Source organism: Streptomyces sp. NPDC058691 (assembly GCF_042714775.1).
In the GTDB taxonomy this organism is placed as follows: domain Bacteria; phylum Actinomycetota; class Actinomycetes; order Streptomycetales; family Streptomycetaceae; genus Actinacidiphila.
In genome coordinates this window covers 25,314-45,542 of sequence record NZ_JBHXSO010000059.1, presented here as the reverse complement: position 1 = coordinate 45,542, position 20,229 = coordinate 25,314, and the positions used below count along the sequence as shown (strand labels likewise).

At 71.7% G+C, this 20,229-nt stretch carries 17 protein-coding genes; 10 read left to right on the top strand and 7 right to left on the bottom strand.

What is annotated here, in order from left to right; genetic code table 11:
- Positions 1 to 48: 48 nt before the first annotated feature.
- On the bottom strand, positions 49 to 639 hold the full coding sequence (locus ACFWVC_RS31640; protein ID WP_384295326.1) for a hypothetical protein: 591 nt from the start codon (positions 637 to 639) through the stop codon (positions 49 to 51).
- Positions 636 to 1,223 (bottom strand): RNA polymerase sigma factor, encoded by a 588-nt coding sequence (locus ACFWVC_RS31635; RefSeq protein WP_384295322.1) that lies wholly within the window; start codon positions 1,221 to 1,223, stop codon positions 636 to 638. The genes ACFWVC_RS31640 and ACFWVC_RS31635 overlap by 4 nt, the downstream gene beginning before the upstream one ends.
- A gap of 407 nt (positions 1,224 to 1,630) precedes the next feature.
- Between ACFWVC_RS31635 and ACFWVC_RS31630 the strand changes: the two genes are divergently transcribed.
- From ACFWVC_RS31630 to ACFWVC_RS31600, 7 genes are all read left to right on the top strand, one after another.
- On the top strand, positions 1,631 to 2,923 hold the full coding sequence (locus ACFWVC_RS31630) for an extracellular solute-binding protein (RefSeq protein ID WP_384295318.1): 1,293 nt from the start codon (positions 1,631 to 1,633) through the stop codon (positions 2,921 to 2,923).
- Positions 2,920 to 3,822 carry a carbohydrate ABC transporter permease gene (locus tag ACFWVC_RS31625; RefSeq protein ID WP_384295311.1) on the top strand — a complete coding sequence of 301 codons (903 nt, stop codon included), beginning with the start codon at positions 2,920 to 2,922 and terminating at the stop codon, positions 3,820 to 3,822. Before ACFWVC_RS31630 ends, ACFWVC_RS31625 begins: the two co-directional genes overlap by 4 nt.
- A 53-nt stretch (positions 3,823 to 3,875) precedes the next feature.
- On the top strand, positions 3,876 to 4,640 hold the full coding sequence (locus tag ACFWVC_RS31620) for a carbohydrate ABC transporter permease (RefSeq protein ID WP_384295343.1): 765 nt from the start codon (positions 3,876 to 3,878) through the stop codon (positions 4,638 to 4,640).
- Between the two features lie 177 nt (positions 4,641 to 4,817).
- The gene (yicI, locus tag ACFWVC_RS31615; RefSeq protein ID WP_384295309.1) at positions 4,818 to 7,094 is read left to right on the top strand and encodes an alpha-xylosidase; all 2,277 of its coding nucleotides are present in this window, start codon (positions 4,818 to 4,820) and stop codon (positions 7,092 to 7,094) included.
- Between the two features lie 71 nt (positions 7,095 to 7,165).
- Positions 7,166 to 8,173 carry a LacI family DNA-binding transcriptional regulator gene (locus ACFWVC_RS31610; RefSeq protein WP_384295306.1) on the top strand — a complete coding sequence of 336 codons (1,008 nt, stop codon included), beginning with the start codon at positions 7,166 to 7,168 and terminating at the stop codon, positions 8,171 to 8,173.
- Between the two features lie 155 nt (positions 8,174 to 8,328).
- Positions 8,329 to 9,093 carry a polysaccharide deacetylase family protein gene (locus ACFWVC_RS31605; RefSeq protein ID WP_384295340.1) on the top strand — a complete coding sequence of 255 codons (765 nt, stop codon included), beginning with the start codon at positions 8,329 to 8,331 and terminating at the stop codon, positions 9,091 to 9,093.
- Positions 9,094 to 9,260: 167 nt separating this feature from the next.
- The gene (locus tag ACFWVC_RS31600; RefSeq protein ID WP_384295303.1) at positions 9,261 to 10,256 is read left to right on the top strand and encodes an alpha/beta fold hydrolase; all 996 of its coding nucleotides are present in this window, start codon (positions 9,261 to 9,263) and stop codon (positions 10,254 to 10,256) included.
- Between the two features lie 35 nt (positions 10,257 to 10,291).
- Here the strand turns inward: ACFWVC_RS31600 and ACFWVC_RS31595 are convergent, their stop codons facing one another.
- The 4 genes from ACFWVC_RS31595 to ACFWVC_RS31580 form a co-directional block, all read right to left on the bottom strand.
- On the bottom strand, positions 10,292 to 12,427 hold the full coding sequence (locus ACFWVC_RS31595; protein WP_384295300.1) for a SpoIIE family protein phosphatase: 2,136 nt from the start codon (positions 12,425 to 12,427) through the stop codon (positions 10,292 to 10,294).
- Between the two features lie 233 nt (positions 12,428 to 12,660).
- Positions 12,661 to 13,104: a Fur family transcriptional regulator gene (locus ACFWVC_RS31590; RefSeq protein WP_384295297.1), complete on the bottom strand. Its 444-nt coding sequence runs from the start codon at positions 13,102 to 13,104 to the stop codon at positions 12,661 to 12,663.
- 62 nt (positions 13,105 to 13,166) lie between these two features.
- The gene (locus ACFWVC_RS31585) at positions 13,167 to 13,409 is read right to left on the bottom strand and encodes a DUF2180 family protein (protein ID WP_384295293.1); all 243 of its coding nucleotides are present in this window, start codon (positions 13,407 to 13,409) and stop codon (positions 13,167 to 13,169) included.
- Positions 13,410 to 13,523: 114 nt separating this feature from the next.
- Positions 13,524 to 14,744, bottom strand: a complete 1,221-nt coding sequence (locus tag ACFWVC_RS31580; protein WP_384295288.1) for a PucR family transcriptional regulator — start codon at positions 14,742 to 14,744, stop codon at positions 13,524 to 13,526.
- A gap of 304 nt (positions 14,745 to 15,048) precedes the next feature.
- On the opposite strand from ACFWVC_RS31580, the gene ACFWVC_RS31575 reads away from it, so the two are divergent.
- Both ACFWVC_RS31575 and ACFWVC_RS31570 read left to right on the top strand, forming a co-directional pair.
- A complete protein-coding gene (locus ACFWVC_RS31575) occupies positions 15,049 to 15,441 on the top strand; it encodes a hypothetical protein (RefSeq protein ID WP_384295285.1) in 393 nt (130 codons plus the stop codon).
- A 68-nt stretch (positions 15,442 to 15,509) separates the two neighbouring features.
- Complete coding sequence (locus ACFWVC_RS31570) at positions 15,510 to 16,379, top strand: alpha/beta fold hydrolase (protein WP_384295282.1); 870 nt, start codon at positions 15,510 to 15,512, stop codon at positions 16,377 to 16,379.
- Positions 16,380 to 16,484: 105 nt separating this feature from the next.
- On the opposite strand, the gene ACFWVC_RS31565 is transcribed toward ACFWVC_RS31570, so the two are convergent.
- Complete coding sequence (locus ACFWVC_RS31565; protein ID WP_384295280.1) at positions 16,485 to 20,069, bottom strand: S8 family serine peptidase; 3,585 nt, start codon at positions 20,067 to 20,069, stop codon at positions 16,485 to 16,487.
- On the opposite strand from ACFWVC_RS31565, the gene ACFWVC_RS31560 reads away from it, so the two are divergent.
- Positions 20,050 to 20,220 carry a hypothetical protein gene (locus tag ACFWVC_RS31560; protein WP_384295277.1) on the top strand — a complete coding sequence of 57 codons (171 nt, stop codon included), beginning with the start codon at positions 20,050 to 20,052 and terminating at the stop codon, positions 20,218 to 20,220. The two genes, ACFWVC_RS31565 and ACFWVC_RS31560, sit on opposite strands and share 20 nt — an antisense overlap.
- Positions 20,221 to 20,229: the final 9 nt, after the last annotated feature.

The following is a 20,229-nucleotide window of genomic DNA, read 5'->3' as shown; positions in this document are numbered from 1 at the left end:
GGGCGGAGCGCGGGATGCGCTCCGCCCCTCGCCCTGTCGGCGCCGTCCTCAACCGCCCACGACGGGCCTGGAGTCGATGGCCGCGCAGGCCGCCTCGTCCGTGGGGTATCCGTCGGCCGGATAGACGACCGGCCCGCCCAGTCGCGCACGCCCGTCGGTGCCGGAGGACTCGCCGTGATCGGGCCCCGCGATCGGGTGGTAGCACGCCGCGAACCGGGCCGGCTGCGGGCTGCCCTGCCACATCCGGTTCCAGGCCGTCGCGCAGGAACGAGCGGCGTCCTGCGGATCGAAGTCCTTCTTGGCCTCCGACGGCAGTTCACTGAGGTCTGCCTCGGCCGCCAACGTGCGAGCACACATGACCCTGTTGCCGTCCTCCCCCCACGGCCCGAGGGTCGCCACCGCTGCCGTGCTGACGCCCCCGAACAGCGCGGCCGCGACCCCGGCCACCAGGAACAGGCGGCGTCGGCTCCGGGCGCGGCCCGTGGCGGGCGGTTCCTCGGTGCGGCGCAGGATCTCGTGCAGCACGCGCCGGCCCGCGGCGGACGCCGCCCAGCCGTCGGTGCCGTCGTCGTCGGGGCGCACGGCCCGGACGGCGGCGAGATCGGGCGCGTGTCGCGGCGTGATGACGGTCTTCTTCATGCTGACTCCCGCTGGGCGAAGTGGGGGTGGCGGCGCGTGCCGGGGACGTGTGGTGCGTGGTCCGCTTCGGTCAGCGCGGTCAGTGCTGCCCGGAAGCGCTTCCGCGCGCGATGCAGGCGTACGGCGAAGGCGGTGGCGGTGCAGCCCATGACCACGGCCGCCTGCCGGGCCGTCAGGTCGTACCAGGCACTCAACAGGAGTGCCTCCCGGTCCTGTTCGGAGAGCGCCAGCAGAGCGGCGGCCACCTCGGAACGCGTTCCTATCGCGTCCGCGATCTCCACGCTGCCGGGCCGGGAAGCCAGCGTCGCCAGGCGCTCGGTCGCCGCGCGGTACCGCTGGTCGGACCGTACCCGGTTGGCCAGCAGCCGCCGGGCCGAGGCGAGCAGCCACGGCAGGGCGTCATCAGGGACGGCGCCGGACTTGTGCCAGGCCAGTACGAAGGTCTCCGAGAGGATTTCCTGGGCTGTCTCCTGGTCCGTGCGGTGCCGCAGATACCCGAGGACCCGGTCGGCATGAGCCGTGTAGAGAGCCTCCAGCGCCTCGTGCCCGGCGGGGCCGCCGGAGGTTGTTCGTCGTCGCTTCACTGCACCTCCATGGTTTCGTCCGTCAACCAGGAGATGTACGGCCGAGCCGGATCTCTTACCGCCCCCGCGGACCCGGTCCGCGGTCACCGGACCGGACATACCCCCGACGGACCCGATGGTCGCAGAGGGGGAGCGACGAAAGCCCGCAACTGGGGAGGCGCGGCAAGCGCTTCGCCACCGGTGCTGGACGCGTCGTGCGGCAGCCGGGACCGGCGGTCGGGGTGGCGGCGGTGCCGCTCACCTGCTCCCGGCTGCCCGCCGGAAATCGCTGGTCGTTGATTTGTTAACACCATTGACATATGACCTGACCCTGCATACGGTCCTGCGTCGAAGCGCTTCGACGCGTCGCATCGAATCCATTCGATGGGCGTCTCTCCGTTCGTACAGCCCAGGTGGAGGTCACTTCAATGTTGAAGGTGCGCAGACCGGCAGCTCTCGCGGCGGCTGCCCTGGCGGGCGTCCTGCTCATCACGTCGTGCGGCGGTTCCGGCGGCGAGGAGGGCGACGGCAAGACCCTCAAGCTCTGGCACTACGAGGCCCCGAACAGCGCGATGGGCGTCGCCTGGGACCAGGCGATAGCGGAGTTCAAGAAGACCCACCCGGGCGTGAAGGTGGAGTTCGAGGCCAAGGGCTTCGAGCAGGTCCAGAAGACCGCGTCGATGGTCCTCAACTCCAGCAACGCGCCCGACGTGATGGAGTACAACAAGGGCAACGCCACCGCCGGACTGCTGGCCAAGCAGGGCCTGCTCACCGACCTCACCCCGCAGGTCACCAAGTACGGCTGGGACAAGCTGCTCAGCCCCAGCGTGACCACCACCAGCCGCTACGACGCCAAGGGCGTCATGGGCTCAGGGAACTGGTACGGCATCCCCAACTTCGGCGAGTACACGATGGTGTACTACGACAAGGACCTGTTCAAGAAGAACAACGTGCAGGTCCCCACCACGTTCCAGCAGTTCGAGGACGCGCTGGCCGCCTTCAAGGCCAAGGGCATCACCCCGCTCGCCAACGGCGGCGCGGAGTACCCGGCCCACCAGTACCTGTACCAGCTGGCGCTGACCAAGGCCGACCGCAGCTGGGTCGACGCCTTCGAGCTCTACAAGGGCAAGACCGACTTCCACGACGCCGCCTGGACGTACGCCGCCAACACCCTGTCGGACTGGGTGAAGAAGGGCTACATCGCCAAGACGACCAGCGGCGCCAAGGCCGAGGACGCCGGCGTCTCCTTCATCAGCGGCAAGGCCCCGATCTTCTTCTCGGGCAGCTGGTGGTACGGGCGCTTCCGCGACGAGAACAAGTTCCAGTGGGGCTCGTTCCTCTTCCCGGAGTCCAAGCTCACCCTCGGCTCGGGCGGCAACCTGTGGGTCGTCCCCAAGAACGCCAAGAACAAGCAACTGGCCTACGACTTCATCGACATCACGATGAAGAAGGGGATCCAGAACACCCTCGGCAACAACGGCGGCGTCCCCGTCGCGGCCGAGCCCACGGCGATCACCGACCCCAGCTCCAAGGAACTGATCGAGAACTTCAACAAGGTCTCGTCCCAGGACGGTCTGGCCTTCTACCCGGACTGGCCGGTCCCCGGCTTCTACGACGTGCTGGTCTCCGCCACCCAGAAGCTGATCACCGGCAGCGCGAGCCCCGACGCGGTGCTCGACGAGCTGCAGAAGGCCTATGACGCGGGTGCGCCCACGTCATGAGTGCCCGACCCCTCCGGCTGCGCAACCCCTACGCGCTGTACCTGATCCCCGGTGTCATCGCCTTCCTGGCGGTCATCGTCGTGCCGTTCGTGATGAACATCTACTTCAGTTTCACGCACTGGCAGGGCGTCGGCTCCCCGGCATGGGCGGGGCTGGACAACTACCGGGAACTGATGAAGGACTCGCGCTTCTGGGAGTCCTTCCGGCACAGCCTCGCCATGGTCGTGGCGATGGCGGTCGTCCCGACCGCCATCGGCCTCGTCGTGGCCGCGGCCCTGTTCGACTTCATCGGCAAGCACTTCGGATCGAAGCTGGCCGGCGTGCTGCGCGCCTGCTTCTACCTGCCGCAGGTCCTGCCCATCACGGTCGCCGGCATCGTGTGGAGCTGGATCCTCGCCCCCGAGAACGGCTCGCTCAACGAGGTGCTCAAGGCGGTGGGCCTGGGCTCGCTCCAGCAGGACTGGCTGGGCGACCCGAAGTTCGCGCTCTGGAGCGTGATGGCCGTGATGGTGTGGGTGCAGCTGGGCTTCCCCGTCGTGATCTTCATGGCGGGGCTCCAGCGGGCCGACCCGGCGCTGTACGAGGCGGCCGAGCTGGACGGGACGAACTGGTGGCAGCGTTTCTGGCATGTGACGCTGCCCCAGATCCGCCCCGAGATCTACGTGGTGATGCTCTGGTGCACCATCGCCGCGCTCAAGGTCTTCGGCGCCGTGTACGTCCTCACCAAGGGCGGACCGGCCGACGCGACCATCGTGCCGTCGTACTTCTCGTTCGCCACGTTCTTCGAGAAGACCGACGTCGGCTACGGCTCGACGATCGCGACGGTGCTCACCCTGATCATCCTGGCGCTGACCATGGTCGGCCTGCGCTTCCAGACCCGCGCGGAGGACGCCCAGTGACCGCGGCAAAGCGCTACCCCGTACTGGTGGCGATCATCCTCGGCGCGATCTTCATGGTGCTGCCGCTCCTGATCGTGCTCAACAACGCGCTGAAGTCGCCCGCCGACTACTCCGCGCACGGCCCGCTCGCCCTGCCCCACGGGCTCCACTTCGACGCGCTCTCGGACTTCTGGACGCGGGTGGACTTCGGGCAGATGCTGCTGAACTCGGTGCTGATCTCCGGCCTGGTGGCCGTGTTCGGCGTCGTCCTGTCGGTGCTCAACGCGTACGCGATCGGCATCGGCCGGATCAAGGGACGCGCGTGGATCCTCGGCTTCTTCGTGCTGGCCAACGTGCTGCCGCAGGAGGCCCTGGTCTACCCGCTGTACTACCTGGCCAAGCAGGTCGGCCTCTACGACACCCGGGTCAGCCTGATCATCGTCTTCAGCGTCATCCAGGCGGCGTTCGGCACCTATCTGCTCTCCTCCGTGCTGGGAGCGTTCCCCAAGGAGGTCATCGAGGCCGCCCGGATCGACGGCGCCAACAGCTGGCAGATCCTGTGGCGGATGGTGGTCCCGATCAGCCGGCCCACGCTCGGCGTCCTGATGGTCTTCTTCTTCATCTGGACCTGGAACGAGTTCCTGCTGCCCCTGGTCATGCTGCCGTCGAACGACAACCAGACCGTCTCGGTCGCGCTCGGTGTCCTCCAGGGCCAGCGGCTGATGGACGCGACGATGACCAACGCGGCCGGCCTGCTCGGCGCGCTGCCCGCCATCGTCTTCTTCCTGGTCTTCCAGCGGACCCTGACCCGCGGCATCGCCGTGGGCGCGGTGAAGTGACCCGGCCGCCGGCCGCGCCTGTCACCACCGCCCGCCCGCGGGGCGGCTGACCACCGCCCCGCGGGCCCCGCCCACCGCTCTGCCTCCCGCCCTCCCTCCCCGGGCCGGAGGCAGAGCCCCCCATGCCTCCCACACGTACCGAGAACGCCGGTGGCATCCACCGGGAAAGGCATCTCCATGAAGTTCACCGACGGATACTGGCTGCTGCGCGAAGGCGTCACGGCGGCGTATCCGGCAGAGGTCCTCGATGCCGTCCCCGGAAACGGCACGCTGCGGATCTACGCGCCCACCCAGCACATCCGGCACCGCGGCGACACCCTCAAGGGCCCGGTCGTCACCGTCGACTGCACCGCGCCGATGCCCGGCGTGATCGGCGTACGCGTCACCCACTTCGAGGGCGGCGTCGGGACCGGCCCGCACTTCGAGCTGCACGAGCGGCCGCACGAGCCCGTGGTGACCGTCGACGACAAGGAAGCCGTCCTCACCTCCGGCGAGCTGAGCGTGCGCTTCGCCCGCGACGGCGAGTGGCGGATGGAGTTCCGCGACGCCGACGGCCGCACGCTCACCAGCAGCGACGTCAAGGCGATGGCGCTGATGAGCACCGCCGACGGCGGCCACCACGTCCGCGAGCAACTGCGCCTCGGCGTCGGCACCTCCGTCTACGGCCTCGGCGAGCGCTTCGGGCCGCTGGTCAAGAACGGCCAGACCGTGGACATCTGGAACGCCGACGGCGGCACCAGCAGCGAACAGAGCTACAAGAACGTCCCGTTCTACCTGACCGACGCCGGCTACGGCGTCTTCGTCGACGACCCCGGCAAGGTCTCCTTCGAGGTCGCCTCCGAGCAGGTCTCCCGCGTCCAGTTCAGCGCCGAGCGCCAGCAGTTGCAGTACTACGTCATCCACGGCCCCTCGCCGAAGGAGATCCTGCGCAAGTACACCGCGCTCACCGGCCGGCCGGCCCTGCCGCCCGCCTGGTCCTTCGGGCTCTGGCTGACGACGTCGTTCACCACCTCCTACGACGAGCAGACCGTCACCGGGTTCGTCGAGGGCATGGCCGAGCGTGATCTGCCGCTGTCGGCCTTCCACTTCGACTGCTTCTGGATGCGCGAGTTCAACTGGTGCGACTTCGAGTGGGACCCGCGGGTCTTCCCCGATCCCGAGGGGATGCTGCGACGGCTGAAGGAGCGCGACCTGCACATCTGCGTGTGGATCAACCCCTACATCGCCCAGCGCTCCCCGCTGTTCGCCGAGGGCAAGGCCGCCGGTTACCTGCTGAAGCGCCCCGACGGCAGCGTGTGGCAGTGGGACCTGTGGCAGCCCGGCATGGCCCTGGTCGACTTCACCAACCCCGACGCCTGCGCCTGGTACGCGGGCAAGCTCGAGGCGCTGCTCGACATGGGCGTGGACTGCTTCAAGACGGACTTCGGCGAGCGCGTGCCCACCGACGTCGCGTACTTCGACGGCTCCGACCCCGAGCGCATGCACAACTACTACACGCAGCTCTACAACAAGACCGTCTTCGACGTGCTGCGCGGGCACCGCGGCGAGGGCGAGGCCGTGCTCTTCGCCCGCTCGGCCACGGCCGGCGGCCAGCAGTTCCCGGTGCACTGGGGCGGCGACTGCGAGTCCACGTACGAGTCGATGGCCGAGTCGCTGCGCGGCGGCCTCTCGCTCGGCCTGTCCGGCTTCGGCTACTGGAGCCACGACATCGGCGGCTTCGAGGGGCTGCCGGACGCGGGTCTCTTCAAGCGCTGGACCGCCTTCGGCATGCTCTCCTCGCACAGCCGGCTGCACGGCTCCTCGTCCTACCGCGTGCCGTGGCTGTTCGACGAGGAGGCCGTGGACGTACTGCGCCACTTCACCAAGCTCAAGCTGAGCCTCATGCCCTACCTCTACGGGGCCGCCCACCAGGCGCACACCGAGGGCGTCCCGATGATGCGCGCCATGGTGCTGGAGTTCCCCGACGACCCGGGCTGCGCGCCGCTGGACCGCCAGTACATGCTCGGCGGCGACCTGCTGGTGGCGCCGGTGTTCTCCGCGAGCGGCGAGGTGTCGTACTACGTGCCCGAGGGCACCTGGACCCACTTCACGACGGGCGAGCGGGTCACCGGCCCGCGCTGGGTGCGCGAGACGTACGACTACCTCGGCGTGCCGCTGCTGGCCCGGCCCGGCGCCGCGATTCCGGTCGGCGCGGTCACCGGCCGCCCCGACTACGTGTGGGCGGACGACGTGACCGTCAGGGTCTTCGAGCCCGCCGACGGCTCCCGGACCCTCGTCCGGATCCCGGGCGAGGACGGCGCCACCGCGGCCGAGATCACCGTCGTCCGCGACGGTGCCACGCTGCGGGCCGAGACCTCCGACGCCCGCTTCCCGTGGGGCGTCGAGGTCGCGGGCGGACCCTCCGCCCGTGCGGCGGCGGGAACGGCGGTGCTCACGCTGGACCTGTCCGTCTAGCCGGAGACAAGGGACAGACAAGGCACAAGGCACAAGGCACAAGGCACAGGGACAAGGGACAAGGGAGTCTCATGGTCAAGATCACCGATGTCGCGCGGCACGCGCAGGTGTCCCCGAGCACCGTCAGCTACGCGCTGAGCGGCAAACGGCCGATCTCGCCGGAGACCCGGGAGCGCATCGAGAACAGCATCCGTGAACTGGGCTACCGGCCGCACGCCGGTGCCCGTTCGCTGGCCAGCAGCAGGTCACGGGTGCTGGGTCTCGTCCTGCCCCTGCGCAAGGGCATCCACGTGCCGGTGGTGATGCAGTTCGCGACCTCCGTGCTGACCGCGGCCCGTGAGCACGACCACGATGTCCTCCTCCTCACCCAGAGCGAGGGGGAGGAGGGCATCATGCGGGTCGCCGAGAGCGCCATGGCGGACGCGTTCATCATCATGGACGTCGAGTTGGAGGACCGCAGGCTCCCGCTGCTGCGGACCCTGGACCGCCCGTCCGTGCTCATCGGCTTCCCGTCCGACCCGGCCGGGCTCACCTGCGTCGACCTGGACTTCGCGGGGGCCGGCGAGGCCTGTGTGGAGCATCTCGCCTCGCTCGGCCACCGCACGGTGGCCCTCGTCGGCTCACCCCCCGAGGTCTACGTCCGCGGCACCGGCTTCGCCCGCCGGGTCGCGGCCGGTTTCACGGCCGCCGCCGACCGGCTCGGCCTGCGCTCCAGCGTGCACCCGTGCCCGGAGACGCCCGCCGCCGCCCGGGCGATGGCCGAACAACTCCTGCGCGAGCAGCCCTTGTTGACGGGGGTCGTGGTCCACAACGAACCGATCACCCAGCCCCTCATCGACGCCTTCACCGCCATGGGACTGCGGGTGCCCGAGGACATCTCGGTCACCGCGATCTGCCCCGACGAGATCGCCGAGCAGACCCCGCTGCCCATCACGTCGGTCGCCCTGCCGACGGCCGAGATCGGCACCCGCGCCGTGGGCCTGCTCATGGCCAAGCTCACCGGTGACGACGTCCCCGAGACCACCGTCCTCCCGGCCCGCCTCACCCCCCGGTCCACGACGGCCCCGCCCCAGGCCTAGCCGGGCGTGCGCCCGGGGCCGGCGGCCGGACGGTGACCCCACTATGAATTCCCTGTATACGTCATGTGTATTGTCCCGGCATGCACTTCTCCAGTCTGCGCGGGCGCTCGTCCGCATCCCCCCGGCCCGCCTCGGCGGCAGTCCGCCGTACCGTCATGGCCCTCGGGGCCGCGACGGTGGCCCTGACCCTGACGCTGACCGGCTGCACGCGGGTGGAGACCACCACCCCCAGCGCTGTGCGCGACGCGGCGGGCAGCCACGGCACCGGGCACTTCGGGAGCGTCGACTGCCGCAAGGCCAAGTGCATCGCCCTGACCTTCGACGCCGGGCCGAGCGCCAACACCGCCCGGCTGCTGGACGTCCTCAAGGAGAAGCAGGTGCACGCCACCTTCTTCCTCCTCGGCGGCAAGAAGCACATCGAGGGCCACCCCGACATGGTCAAGCGGATGGCGGCGGAGGGCCACGAGGTGGCCAGCCACACCTGGGACCACAAGATCCTGACGGACCTGGACGCCGACGGGATACGCGAGGAGCTCAGCCGCCCCAACGACGCGATCGAGCGTCTCACCGGCCACCGCCCCACGCTGATGCGCCCGCCCCAGGGCCGCACCGACGACACCGTCCAGGGGATCGCCCGCGAGATGGGGATCTCCGAGGTGCTGTGGAGCGTCACCGCCAAGGACTACGCGACCAGCGACTCCGCCCTGATCACCAAGCGCGTCCTGGACCAGGCCGGCCGCGACGGCATCATCCTGCTCCACGACCTCGTCCCCACAGGCGACTCCCCGGGCTACCGGGGCACCCTGCCCGCCGTGCCCGGCATCATCGACAAGCTCAGGAGCCGCGGCTTCACCTTCGTCACCGTCCCGCAGCTGCTCGCCCCGGGCACCCCCGCTCCCGGCGCCGTCTACCGGCCCTGACCCCGCCGCGGCCGGGCGGAGGGACCGGCCGCTTCCCCGAGCCGCCCGGCGGGCCGCGTTCACCCTGATGCCCCGCCGTCGTCACCCGGTCGGACAACGTGGCCGGGCCCGGACCCGTCGCCGCGTGAACGCTGTGTGCCATAGGCCTCAAGGGAAGCGAGAACGGCATGACGGCATCTCCGGTCCTCGGCTCGCGGCGGTACGCAAGGCGCTCCCATCTCGCCGCGGCGGCGTGCGCCGCGGCCCTGTGCGCCGCGACCGCCGCCCCGGCCGCCGCCGACGGCGACACGAGCCGTACCAAGCCCACCGTCGTCCTCATCCATGGGGCGTTCGCGGACGGCTCCAGCTGGAACGGGGTCGCGGAACGACTCGAACGCCGCGGGTACACGGTCATGGCACCCGCCAACCCGTTGCGCGGCCTGTACAACGACTCGACGTACATCTCGTCGGTGCTGGACAGCATCAAGGGCCCAGTCGTGCTGGCCGGCCACTCCTACGGCGGCGCCGTGATCAGCTCGGCCGCGGCCGGCCACCCGCAGGTGAAGGCGCTGGTCTACATCAACGCCCTGATGCCGGACGTGGGGGAGAGCGGCGCGTCGCTGGCCGCCCGGTTCCCCAGCGCCCTCGGCACCGCGACCAGGTCCGTCCCCTACCAGGAGGGCCACGGGCAGAGCGGCACCGACCTGTACCTCAAGCGCGACAAGGTGTACCCGGTCTTCGCCGCCTGCCTGCCGGAAAGGCAGGCCGACCTGCTGGGCGTCACCCAACGGCCCGCGGCCACCACCGCGTTCTCCGAGACGGCCAAGGTCGCGGCCTGGAAGACCATCCCGTCCTGGGCCCTGGTCGGCCGCCAGGACATGACCATCAACCCGGAGCAGGAGCGCTTCCAGGCCCGCCGGGCGCACTCGCACACGGTGGAGATCAACTCCTGCCACGTCTCCCTGATCGCCCACCCCGACGCCGTCACCGACCTGATCCTGCAGGCCGCCACCGCGTCCGGGTCCGGGTCCGCGTCCGGGTCCGCCGGACCCTCGCTGGCGGCCACCGGTGCGGCCGAGCCCCGGCGTGAGCTCACCGGTCTCGGCGGCATCGCCGGGATGTCCCTGGTCGCCGGTGCCGGCGCCGTCCTCGTCGGCCGCCGTCTGCGCCGCCGCGTGCGCTGACGGGACGTCCCGCGGAGCGCGCGGCCCGGATCGCGTCACCGGCCGCGCGCCTCGGGGCCGACCAGCAGCAGGGCGATGTCGTCCCGGCCCTGGTCCGTGCTCCGCGCCTCGCGGATCAGACCGTCCGCGAGCACGTCGAGGGAGTCCGCCGGGGCGGTGGCGAGGCGGTCCGCCAGATCGCGCACGGCGGTGCCGATGTCCGTGCCGGGGCGCTCGACGAGGCCGTCCGTGTACAGGAGGAGGACGGCCCCCGGCGGCAACGGGATCTCGGCGGTCGGGTACACGGCGTCGGCCTCGATGCCGAGGAGGATCCCCGCCGGCGCGCGCACGATGTCCGCGCCGCCGCCCGGGTGGCGCACGATCGCCGGCGGGTGCCCCGCGCTGGCCAGCGTCGCCCGCTGTCGGGGGAGGTCGAGCCGCGCGTACAGGCAGCTGGTGAACAGGTCGGTCTCGAGGTCCTCGAACAGCCGGTTGATGCGTGCCAGCACCTCGCCGGGCGGAGCGCCGGTGCTGGCGTGGGCGTGGACGGCCATGCGCACCTGGCCCATGAGGGCGGCCGCACCGACGTTGTGTCCCTGGACGTCGCCGATCACCGCGGCCGCCGCGGAACCGTCGAGGCGGATCAGGTCGTAGAAGTCCCCGCCGATGTCCATCCCGCGGGTCGCGGGCAGATAGCGCGCCGCCACCCGCAGTCCCGGGACGCCCGGCAGGGACCGCGGCAGCAGGGCGTTCTGGAGCCCGCGCGCGAGCAGATTCTTGGCGTCGTACAGCCTGGCGCGTTCGAGGGCCTGGGCGATCATGCCCGCGAGCGAGGTGAGCGCGGCGCGGTCGTCCGGTCCGAACGGGCGGCCCTCGGCATAGCCGAGGACGCAGTAGCCGATCGTCCGGCCGGAGGCGTTCAGCGGCAGGAACGCCCAGCCGTCCATCTCCCGGTAGAGAGCGATGTCCGGGTGGGCGCGGCGGAGCTCGTCCGGCCGGGAGAAGAAGGCGGGCACGCCCGTCTCGACCACCTGTGCGCCCTGGCTGCCGGCCGCCAGCGGCAGGTGCTCGAAGTACGCGGTGCTGCTGGGCGAGAACCCGCGCGTGGCCAGTATCTCGATGCGTCCCTCGTCGGCGGTCAGCAGCCCGAACCCGTCGGCGCCGAGCACGGGCATGATCTGGTCGCTCACGGCCGCGGTCACGTCCCGCAGGCCGACCGCTTCGGTGAGCCCGGCCGAGATGTAGAGCAGGTGGTACAACGCGCCGGCCCGGGAGGGCGCCGTCGCCGACGGGGCCGAGGGCCACGCCGAGTTCCCTTCGGGCGCCCCCGAAGGCCGGACGCGGACGCTGATGCCGGTGGCGTCCGGGCTCAGCAGGAACGACAGCCAGTGGTCCGGTGGGCGCAGGGCGGTGAACTTCGAGGGCAGGCGGCTGAACAGGGCGCCGAGATAGGGATCCTCGAACGCCGGGTCGTTCAGCCAGGGAAGGGCGTCCCAGGGACGCGTGTGCATGAGGTCGTCCTTCGCCCGCCCCAGCAGCTCCGCCGCGCGGGCGTTCAGGAAGGTGAAGCGGCCCTCCAGGTCGAGGGCGAACATCCCCACCTCCAGCCGCTCGGTGAGTTCGGCGGCGGCCTGGGCCTCGTCGGCCGGCCGCCGCGCGGGCGGCTCGGGGGGCAGGACGCGGGGCGCGTCCGCCGGACGCAAGGCGTCGTCCTCGGCCGCGGCACGGCCCAGCGCCGCGCCCATCCGCTCCGCGGCCGAGGCTATGGCGGACTCCTCGGCCGGTGTGAGCCGCTCGGCCCGCGTACCGGGCCACAGCATCTGCAGAGCGCCCCAGACCGTGCCGTCCGTCGACAGCGGCACGACGTTCATGGCCAGGTCGTAGGGCAGCGCGTACGCCGTGCGCGCGAACCGCCGGGCGAGTTCCGCGTGGCCGCGCACCCACACCGGGCGTCCCTCGCGGACGGCCGTGGCGACCGGGACGGGCGCCGCCAGCGCCAGCCGGGACCATGGCTTCACCACGCCGGAGGAGAGGCCGGTCACCACCTCCATGCGCAGCGCCTGTTCCTCGCGGACCAGCAGGAACACGGCCGCGGCGTGCGACCCGGTGGCCCGGACGGCTTCGGCGAGCGCCCGGTCCAGCTCGGCCGCCGCCCGCGCGGCGCCCGGTCCCGTCCGCTGCCCGCCCGTCATCCAGCGGCCCCTGACGGAGACACCGCGAGCGCTGGCCGCCGGGGAGCGCCGGGCCGGCGAGACCGGGGGTCTCCCATAACGGGACGATATCCCCGTCACCCGTCTGCGGGCATCCGGACCCGTGGGCTTGGGGGCCCGGGGGACCCGCGGGGGCCAGGGTGCGATGGAGCCGAGCGGTTGGCCGGAGGCGGTCCGCCTGACGTCCGGCGAGATGTGCGTGAACTGCCGGAGCCTCAGGACTCGGTGGCGGCCTTGCGCCGGCACGATGCGCACAGGCCCCACCAGGTGATCTCGGCCTCGTCGATGACGAAGCCCTTGTCCTCCACCGGGTCCAGGCAGGGGGCGGCGCCGACGCCGCAGTCGACGTCCTCGATCAGTCCGCAGCCGCGGCACACCAGATGGTGGTGGTTGTCGCCCACGCGCAGTTCGTAGCGCGCGGGTGAACCGGCCGGCTCGATGCAGCGGATCAGCCGCGCCCGCGTCAGGTCGTCCAGCACGTTGTAGAGGCCCTGCCGTGACAGGCGGCCGCCTGTGGCGGACTGGGCCAGGCCTATGCGGGCCTCCAGCTCCGAGGCCGTGGAGTGGGGATGTCCCTGCAGTGCCGCCAGAATGGCGCGACGCTGGGTGGTGCTGCGCAGCCCTTTGCGCTTGAGCAGGTCGCCGGGTGAGTCCTGCATACGGCTGTCACGCTCCTCGGCCGGTCCCGGCACCGCTGCCCCGCCCGTCGGTGCGGGCGACGTCAATTCTGTCGCGTCCCGGCGTAGTCGCCGCTGGTGGCGGACGTCTCGGCAGTGCGGCAGACCGTGCAGACGAGCCGGCGCGCCGGCACGCGGCTCGTGGCGCGCCCCAGGCCGTTCGGCTGGTGGAGGAGGTGCCGGATCACCAGTGCGTGGTCGGCGCAGACGAACAGGTTGCAGCGGGAGCAGATGCCGATTCCATCGGTGTCCCGGCGCGCTTCCTGGAGGCAGTCGTAGCACTTCACATCGGCTCCCTGGGGGTGGTGGGGCGGGTGGGGCGGTGGCCCCACGTGCGGTGGCCCCACGTGCGGGGCACCTCGCGGGCGGTCCTCCGAACGTACGGAGCAGAATGGACTGAGTCAAATCTGAGGCCGCCGGCCGTGGCCGGTGCCTTCGAAGGCACCGGCCTCCACCAGGCCGAGCCCGAGCAGGCTCGCCGACAGACCGGGCCAGGTGTGCACGTCCCAGCCGGTGAGCTCCCGCCAGCGCGCCAGGCGGTACTTCACGGTGTTGGGGTGCAGGTGCAGCGCTCGCCCCGTCGCGGTGAGCGAGAAGCCGTTGTCGGCGAAGCCCCGCACCGTGACGGCGAGGTCGGGGTGGGACCCGGCGGGCTCCGCGGCGGCTTCGAGCAGCGGCGTGAGCCGGCCGGCCTGTGGGAGCAGCGTCGCCGCGAGCCAGGCGCTGCCGAAGGACACCGCTTTCCCGTCGGCACCCGCCAGCGCCAGCGCCTCCTGGGCGTCGACGATGCTGGCGGCTGCCCCGTCGAGACCGGAACGCGCCAGTCCGGTGCCGATCGGCAGCGCCGGGTCATGGCGGCGCATGGCCTCGATCAGGACGTCGACGGGCATGGACTGCACGACGGCCACCATGGTGGCGCCCCGGTTGGCGCACCGCATGTTGCCCGTCCGCCGCCCGACGCGCCCGCGCAGCTCGGCGAGCTGTTCGTCGGCCCAGGCCGAGGACGGGGCGCACACCGCCTGGAAGGTCCCGGCCGGGTCGAAGCCGAGCGAGTGCGCCAGCCGGGCCACGTCCACCTCGGCGGGCGACGAGGCGTACAGGCCCTCGAAGAAGCGGTACGTCAGGCCGAGTTGGGCGGCCTCCTGGGCCCGGATCGTGTCGTTGTAGGCCTCGGCCGCGGCGCCGGTGGCCTGCTCGACCCAGGTCCACACGGTGCCGACCAGCCGAACCAGCTGCCGGCTGAGATCCCCGCCGTGCGCGTCCGCGCGGATGAGCAGCACGTTCCAGATCTCCCGGTAGCCCACGTGGAAGGCACCGATGAGGGCCTGCAGCGGCAGGCCCTCGCGGGCGCGGTCGCGTCCCAGCGTGCGGGCGTGCTCGCTCTCCTCGGGGGAGGGCCCGCGGCGGGTGGTCAGACCGGTGAGCAGCCCGGCGACCTGCTCGGCGACGCCCGCCTCGTGCTCGTCGCGCGGCACGATGTGGTATTCCGGGATCTCCTCGCGGATGCGGTCGACGATGCCGGCGGTCAGCCGGGGCAGCTCGGCCCGGACCGACGTGCACAGTTCGGCGAGTGCCCGCCAGTCCTCCCGCACGGGTCGGGAGGGCAGGGGTGGAGTCGTCATGGCGGCTCACCGCTCTTTCCGCGAACAGGCGCTTTTCCACCATAAGCCCGCCCATGGCCTGACTCGTCTGCGGTGGCCTGCGCCTTTGCGTATTCCACAGGGCGCCCGCGGCGGAATTCTCGCTTTCGGTGAGCCCAGCGGCACGGCGACGGAGAAAGCTGGAGGGCACCCGGCTTCGGCTCGCCGGGTGGGCCTGGGACGGCGGAACGGCGTGGTCGCGGGCCGATGCCCCCGAGAGAGGTATTGGCTGGGCGAGAAGTGACGCGGTGCGACCAGGACGTGTTGTGAACGAGGAGTGGACCCCATGACGACAGCGACGGAGAGCGGCCCGGTCGAGGAGTTCCGGCGGCTGAGTGACGGCGACGCCGAGGTACAGGCCCACGGCGCCTACTTCTCCTGCGCCTACCTGCTCGACATGGAGCGGCACACCTTCCTGGTGCGTATGCACCGGGGCCGGGTGGAGGAACTGGTCACGGACCCGGAGCCCCTGACGGCGTACGACTTCGCGATCAGGGCGAGCGCGGGGACCTGGCGGGAGTTCTGCAAGCCGGTGCCCAAGCCCATGTACCACGGCATCTGGGCGGCGACCTTCCAGCGGGACATGCGCCTGGAGGGCGACCTGCTGGTCCTCATGCAGAACCTGCGCTGCCTGACCCGGCAGCTCGAACTGCTGCGTGTCACCGGGCCGCTGGGCTGACCCGCGGCCCGCGGCCCGCGGCCCGCCACCTGGCGCACGCCGCCCGACTCCCGCCGAAAGGACTCCCGATGAGCACTCCGTCCCGCATCTCCCCGGTGACCGGCCACTACGTCACGATCGACGTGGAGGACGCGCAGTACAAGGTGTTCTACCTGGAGAGCGGCCAGGGGCAGCCGCTGGTCTGCCAGCACACCGCGGGCTGTCACAACCACCAGTGGATGGGGCTCCTGGAGGACGAGGAGATCACCGCGAACCACCGTGTCATCGCCTATGACCTAGCCCGTCACGGCAAGACCGACCCGCCCCTGAACAAGGAGTGGTGGAAGGAGGAGTACAAACTCTCCGCCGACCACTACGTCGCGTTCATCACCGCCTTCTGCGACGCGCTCGGCCTGGAGGACCCGATCTTCATGGGGTCCTCCTTCGGCGGCAACGTCGCCCTGCAACTGGCCCTGCGCCACCCCGACCGCTTCAAGGCCGTCATCCCGGTCGAGGGCGCCGACCACTCGCCCGGCTTCTACCTCGACTGGTGGCAGCACCCGCACGCCAACGCCGCCCAGGTGTGCGCCAGCGGCGTGTGGGACCTGATGGCCCCGCAGTCGCCCGACAAGGACCGCTGGGCCACCTGGTTCTACTACAGCCAGGGCTCGGAGGCGTTCAAGGGCGATCTGTACTTCTACTCCGTCGACCACGACCTGCGCGGCCGGCTGGGGGAGATCGACGGTGAACGCTGCCCGGTGATCATGATGACCGGCGAGTACGACTACCTCACCACGCCCGCGGACGGTGCACGCACCGCGCAGCGGATCCGCGGGGCGGAGTTCATCGAGATGAAGGAGATCGGGCACTTCCCGATGAGCGAGAACTACCCGCGTTTCGCCGGGTATCTGAAGCAGGCGCTGCGCCGTATCGAGGAGCGCACCGGCGCCTCCCACTGACCGTCCGGGCCGGCCCCCGGGCGGCGGATGGGCGGGGCGGGACCGAATTGCGGCGGTCCCGCCCCACCCGTGCCCGGCCCGGCCGGAGCCGGGCCCACCCTCGGGTCAGCTCAGCCCGAAGGCCCGGGTGATGCTCTGCTCCACGCTGTTGCCCCGCGCGTCGCGGGCGGTGGCCCGCAGCGTGACGAAGCGCGCGCCGCGCGGGGCGTCGAGCCGGGTGCGCCAGCCGTCGCCGCTGTGCGTGAGCGCGGCGGGGTGCCAGGTGGCGCCGTCGTCGTACGACAGCTCGAGGCCCACACTGCCGACGGCGCCGGCGTCCACCGACTGCGACAGGTGCGACGCGGTGACCGTGACCTCGGCGTTCCGCCGTGCCGTGCCCGCCGCGTCGGTGTCGACGCCGTAGTCCAGCTGGATGAGCGGAAGCTGCACGGCCTGGCCGGCGGCACCGGCCTGCGACGTGAACCGCCACTCGGTCCGCGTCTTGGTGGAGTAGGGCGCCGCCCACGCGTCACGGGAGTTGTCCGAGACGAGCCGGTACGGCAGCCGCTCCGGACGCAGTCCCGTGGTGGTCATCCACATCTGGTAGCGGTTGGTCTCCCCGATCAGCGTGTCGCCCTGGTAGAGCTTCAGCAGGTTCTCGACGTCGAAGTTGCCGAGGGTGCCGCCCATGTGGGCGGTGCCGGAGTCGCCCCAGCCGGGGACGAAGGAGAGCAGCGTGTCGTCCTGGCGCACCACGGCGTTGCCGTCCAGGAGCCGCGGGCGCTGGACCGGGCCGAACCAGCTGATCTCGTTCCTGGACCTCGGAGCGTAGGTCACCGGCAGGGCGTACTGGTCCTGCTCGCCGGGGACCCGCGCCTGGTCGGTCCACTGCTCACCGGCGGCGACGTAGTCGGTGCGCTCCCCGACCGCGGGGGCGCCGGACGGGTTGAGGGCGCTGGGGCCGCCCCGGGAGATGTCCTGGCGGTCCTCCAGTGCCTTGTCCTGCCGGAAGTTGCGGAAGGAGACGTCGACACGGGCCAGTTCACGGTGCGTGACCCGGTACGTCAGGTCCGCCGGCACCTCGCCGGTGTAGTCGTGGACCAGGTCGTAGACATACGAGGTCTCCGGGTTGGAGGTGACGTCCAGCCGCACGCGACCGTGACCCAGTCGCTCGATCAGCTGCTCGCCCTCGTCGTGGGTGAGGGTGGCCACCGTCAGCGGGGCGGGGTTCGCCTGCGGAGACCACGGGGAGTCGTTCCACGGCTCCAGGCGCCCGGATCCGTCGTTGACGACGATCAGGAGACCGGCGCCCGCGGCGGCCGCGGCGGCGGCCTGCTCCTCGACGCCGACGGTGTCGTTGCGGCGCACCACGACGGCCTTGCCCTTGACCGCTCCGGAGGCGTAGGCGGCCGCGGAGCCGTCACCGGCGAACACCGCGTCCAGGCGGTGGCCGCCCCGGGACATCGGGGTCCCGGCACGCTGCACCCGCAGGTCGTCGTAGACGCGGTCGCCGTCGGCGACGGTCAGCGCGGGCTGCTGCATGCGCCACCGGGTGCCGAGGACGAAGTCGCCCTCCTTGACCTTCCGCCCCGTGGGCAGCGTCCACACGCTGTCGTACGAGGGCGAGGGCCACCACGCCGAGGTCGACCAGTCGTCGTCGGCGAAGCCGCGGTAGAACTCGAAGCGCGACCCGTCAGGGGTGCTCGGCTTGGGCGTCCGTGCGGAGATCTCGCGGGCCTTGGTGGCGTCGATGACGACGGTGCGGTCCTGGTCCAGCGCGATGTCGGACACCGAGAGCATGCCGAGGCCGAGGGACTGCGGGCCGTGCGTGCCCTCCAGGTCCGTGCTCAGCCACACGGTGTACGTGCCCTTGGGCAGACGCAGGTCCAGCGTGCCGGACTCGTCGATCTGCGCCGGCAGCCAGGCCTTCTTGCCGGTGAGGATCACGTTGCCGCCCATCGGCCGGCCACTGCGGTCCTTCGCCTTCAGCGAGAGCGTGTACCGCTCGCCCTCCTTGCCCGCGCTCACCGACGTGCGGGCGCGGACCGCGCCCGAGCCGTCGGTGGCCGTCACGGACCCGGCGAGCACCTTGTCCTCCGCCACCTTGTCGAAGTGCGCCGTGGCGGTCACCGAGGCGGTGCCGTGCGCAGGGACGGTGACCTGCCGGGCGGACAGCGTGAACAGGCCGTCGGTGCCGTCGGTGCCGTTCTCGGTCGCGGCCGCGAGGTCGAGCGTCACCGGGCCGTCACCGGCGTTGGTGTACGTGATCTTCCGGTCGGCGGTCTCCCCGGGCTCGGCCGGCCAGCCGTGGAACCCGAAGTCGGCGCTGCCGGTGGCGAACACCGTCGCGGCCGTGGTCGTGGCGATGTCCATGCGGCCGTTGCCGCCCTCGAACGGGCTGTACTGCGGCGTGGCCTTGGCCGTGCTGACCAGGGCGTCCTTGAGCTGCCCGCCCGTCCAGTCCGGGTGTTCCGCGGCCAGCAGAGCGGCAGCGCCGGCCACGTGCGGCGTCGCCATCGACGTGCCGCTCATGGTCTGGTATGCGCCCGAGCCCTCCATGGCGTACTGCGAACGCGCGGCCAGGATGTCGACGCCGGGCGCGGTGAGGTCCGGCTTGACGGCGCCGTCGCCCGCCCGCGGGCCCCGGCTGGAGAAGTCGGCGAGCCGGTCGGCGCCGTCGACGGCACCCACCGTCAGCGCGGCGTCGGCGGCGCCCGGGGCACCCACCGAGTAGCGGCCCGGCCCGGCGTTGCCCGCGGCGATGGTGAAGAGCGCCCCGGTCTCCTTGCTGAGCGTGTTCACGGCCGTGCTCAGCGGGTCCGTGCCGTCCGTCGGACTGCCGCCGAGGCTCATGCTGATGATCTTCGCGTGCTGGTCGCGGGCGGCCCACTCCATGCCCGCCAGAATCCAGGAGTCCTGGCCGTAGCCGTCGTCGGACAGCACCTTGCCGACGTGCAGCCGGGCGCCGGGGGCGACGCCCTTCTCCTTGCCGTCGGAGGCCGCGCCCGTGCCCGCGATCGTGGACGCGACGTGCGTGCCGTGCCCGTTGCGGTCCTCGACCGACTCACCGGGGACGAAGTCCTGGGTCGCCGCGATCTGCCCGGCCAGGTCGGGGTGCTCGGTGTCGACACCGGTGTCCAGCACCGCCACGTCGACGCCCTGGCCGGTGTTGCCCGACGCCCACACCTTCGGCGCGCCGATCTGCGCCGTGCTGTCGGAGAGGGTGGCCTTCACCTTGCCGTCGAGCCATATCTTCGCGATGCCGCCCTTGAGGGACGGCCGCTGTCCGGCGGTGCGCTCCTGCGCGCCGCCGCCCGTGACCGACGACCAGAACGCGTCCGAGCGGTCCGCGCCCAGCGCCGCGCCCTGCACGCTCTCCAACGTCCGCACCTTGCGGGCGCCTTGCGGCACCGCCGTCGTGCGCGACCGCGCGGCGGCGTCGGTGTAGGTGACGATCAGCGGCAGCCGGTCGCTGTGCGCGTCGTCGTAGCCGTCCGCCAGCAGCCGCGTGACGTTGAACAGTTCGCGGTCCAGCAACCCCGCCGCCACGTACGGCAGCGCGTCGTGCGGGTACACGTACAGGTCCTTGCCGGACCGGTTGACGTCGTACCCGGTGAGCAGGCCCTGCGGGTTGCGCACCGTCGGGGTCAGCGTGCCGTCCGGCGCCTTCGCCGTGGTGACCTTGTCACCCGTGACCAAGGTGACCGACATGGCGCCCGGCGCCGGCGCGGGTGCCGGCGTGGCCGCGGACGCGACGGAGGCGGAAGCCCGGGGCACGTCCGCACCGGCCGCGGAGACCGACGCGGGCGAGATGGCCAGCAGCGCGGCGGCGGTGCACGCCGCCGTCAGTGCGCGTCTGTGAAATGGCAAT

What these genes read in the sequence shown, in the direction of transcription:
- ACFWVC_RS31640 (WP_384295326.1), bottom strand. Translation starts at nt 639, where the DNA reads ATGAAGAAGACCGTCATCACGCCGCGACACGCGCCCGATCTCGCCGCC.
- ACFWVC_RS31630 (WP_384295318.1), top strand. Translation starts at nt 1,631, where the DNA reads ATGTTGAAGGTGCGCAGACCGGCAGCTCTCGCGGCGGCTGCCCTGGCG.
- ACFWVC_RS31625 (WP_384295311.1), top strand. Translation starts at nt 2,920, where the DNA reads ATGAGTGCCCGACCCCTCCGGCTGCGCAACCCCTACGCGCTGTACCTG.
- ACFWVC_RS31620 (WP_384295343.1), top strand. Translation starts at nt 3,876, where the DNA reads ATGGTGCTGCCGCTCCTGATCGTGCTCAACAACGCGCTGAAGTCGCCC.
- yicI (WP_384295309.1), top strand. Translation starts at nt 4,818, where the DNA reads ATGAAGTTCACCGACGGATACTGGCTGCTGCGCGAAGGCGTCACGGCG.
- ACFWVC_RS31610 (WP_384295306.1), top strand. Translation starts at nt 7,166, where the DNA reads ATGGTCAAGATCACCGATGTCGCGCGGCACGCGCAGGTGTCCCCGAGC.
- ACFWVC_RS31605 (WP_384295340.1), top strand. Translation starts at nt 8,329, where the DNA reads ATGGCCCTCGGGGCCGCGACGGTGGCCCTGACCCTGACGCTGACCGGC.
- ACFWVC_RS31600 (WP_384295303.1), top strand. Translation starts at nt 9,261, where the DNA reads ATGACGGCATCTCCGGTCCTCGGCTCGCGGCGGTACGCAAGGCGCTCC.
- ACFWVC_RS31595 (WP_384295300.1), bottom strand. Translation starts at nt 12,427, where the DNA reads ATGACGGGCGGGCAGCGGACGGGACCGGGCGCCGCGCGGGCGGCGGCC.
- ACFWVC_RS31590 (WP_384295297.1), bottom strand. Translation starts at nt 13,104, where the DNA reads ATGCAGGACTCACCCGGCGACCTGCTCAAGCGCAAAGGGCTGCGCAGC.
- ACFWVC_RS31580 (WP_384295288.1), bottom strand. Translation starts at nt 14,744, where the DNA reads ATGACGACTCCACCCCTGCCCTCCCGACCCGTGCGGGAGGACTGGCGG.
- ACFWVC_RS31575 (WP_384295285.1), top strand. Translation starts at nt 15,049, where the DNA reads ATGACGACAGCGACGGAGAGCGGCCCGGTCGAGGAGTTCCGGCGGCTG.
- ACFWVC_RS31570 (WP_384295282.1), top strand. Translation starts at nt 15,510, where the DNA reads ATGAGCACTCCGTCCCGCATCTCCCCGGTGACCGGCCACTACGTCACG.
- ACFWVC_RS31565 (WP_384295280.1), bottom strand. Translation starts at nt 20,069, where the DNA reads ATGTCGGTCACCTTGGTCACGGGTGACAAGGTCACCACGGCGAAGGCG.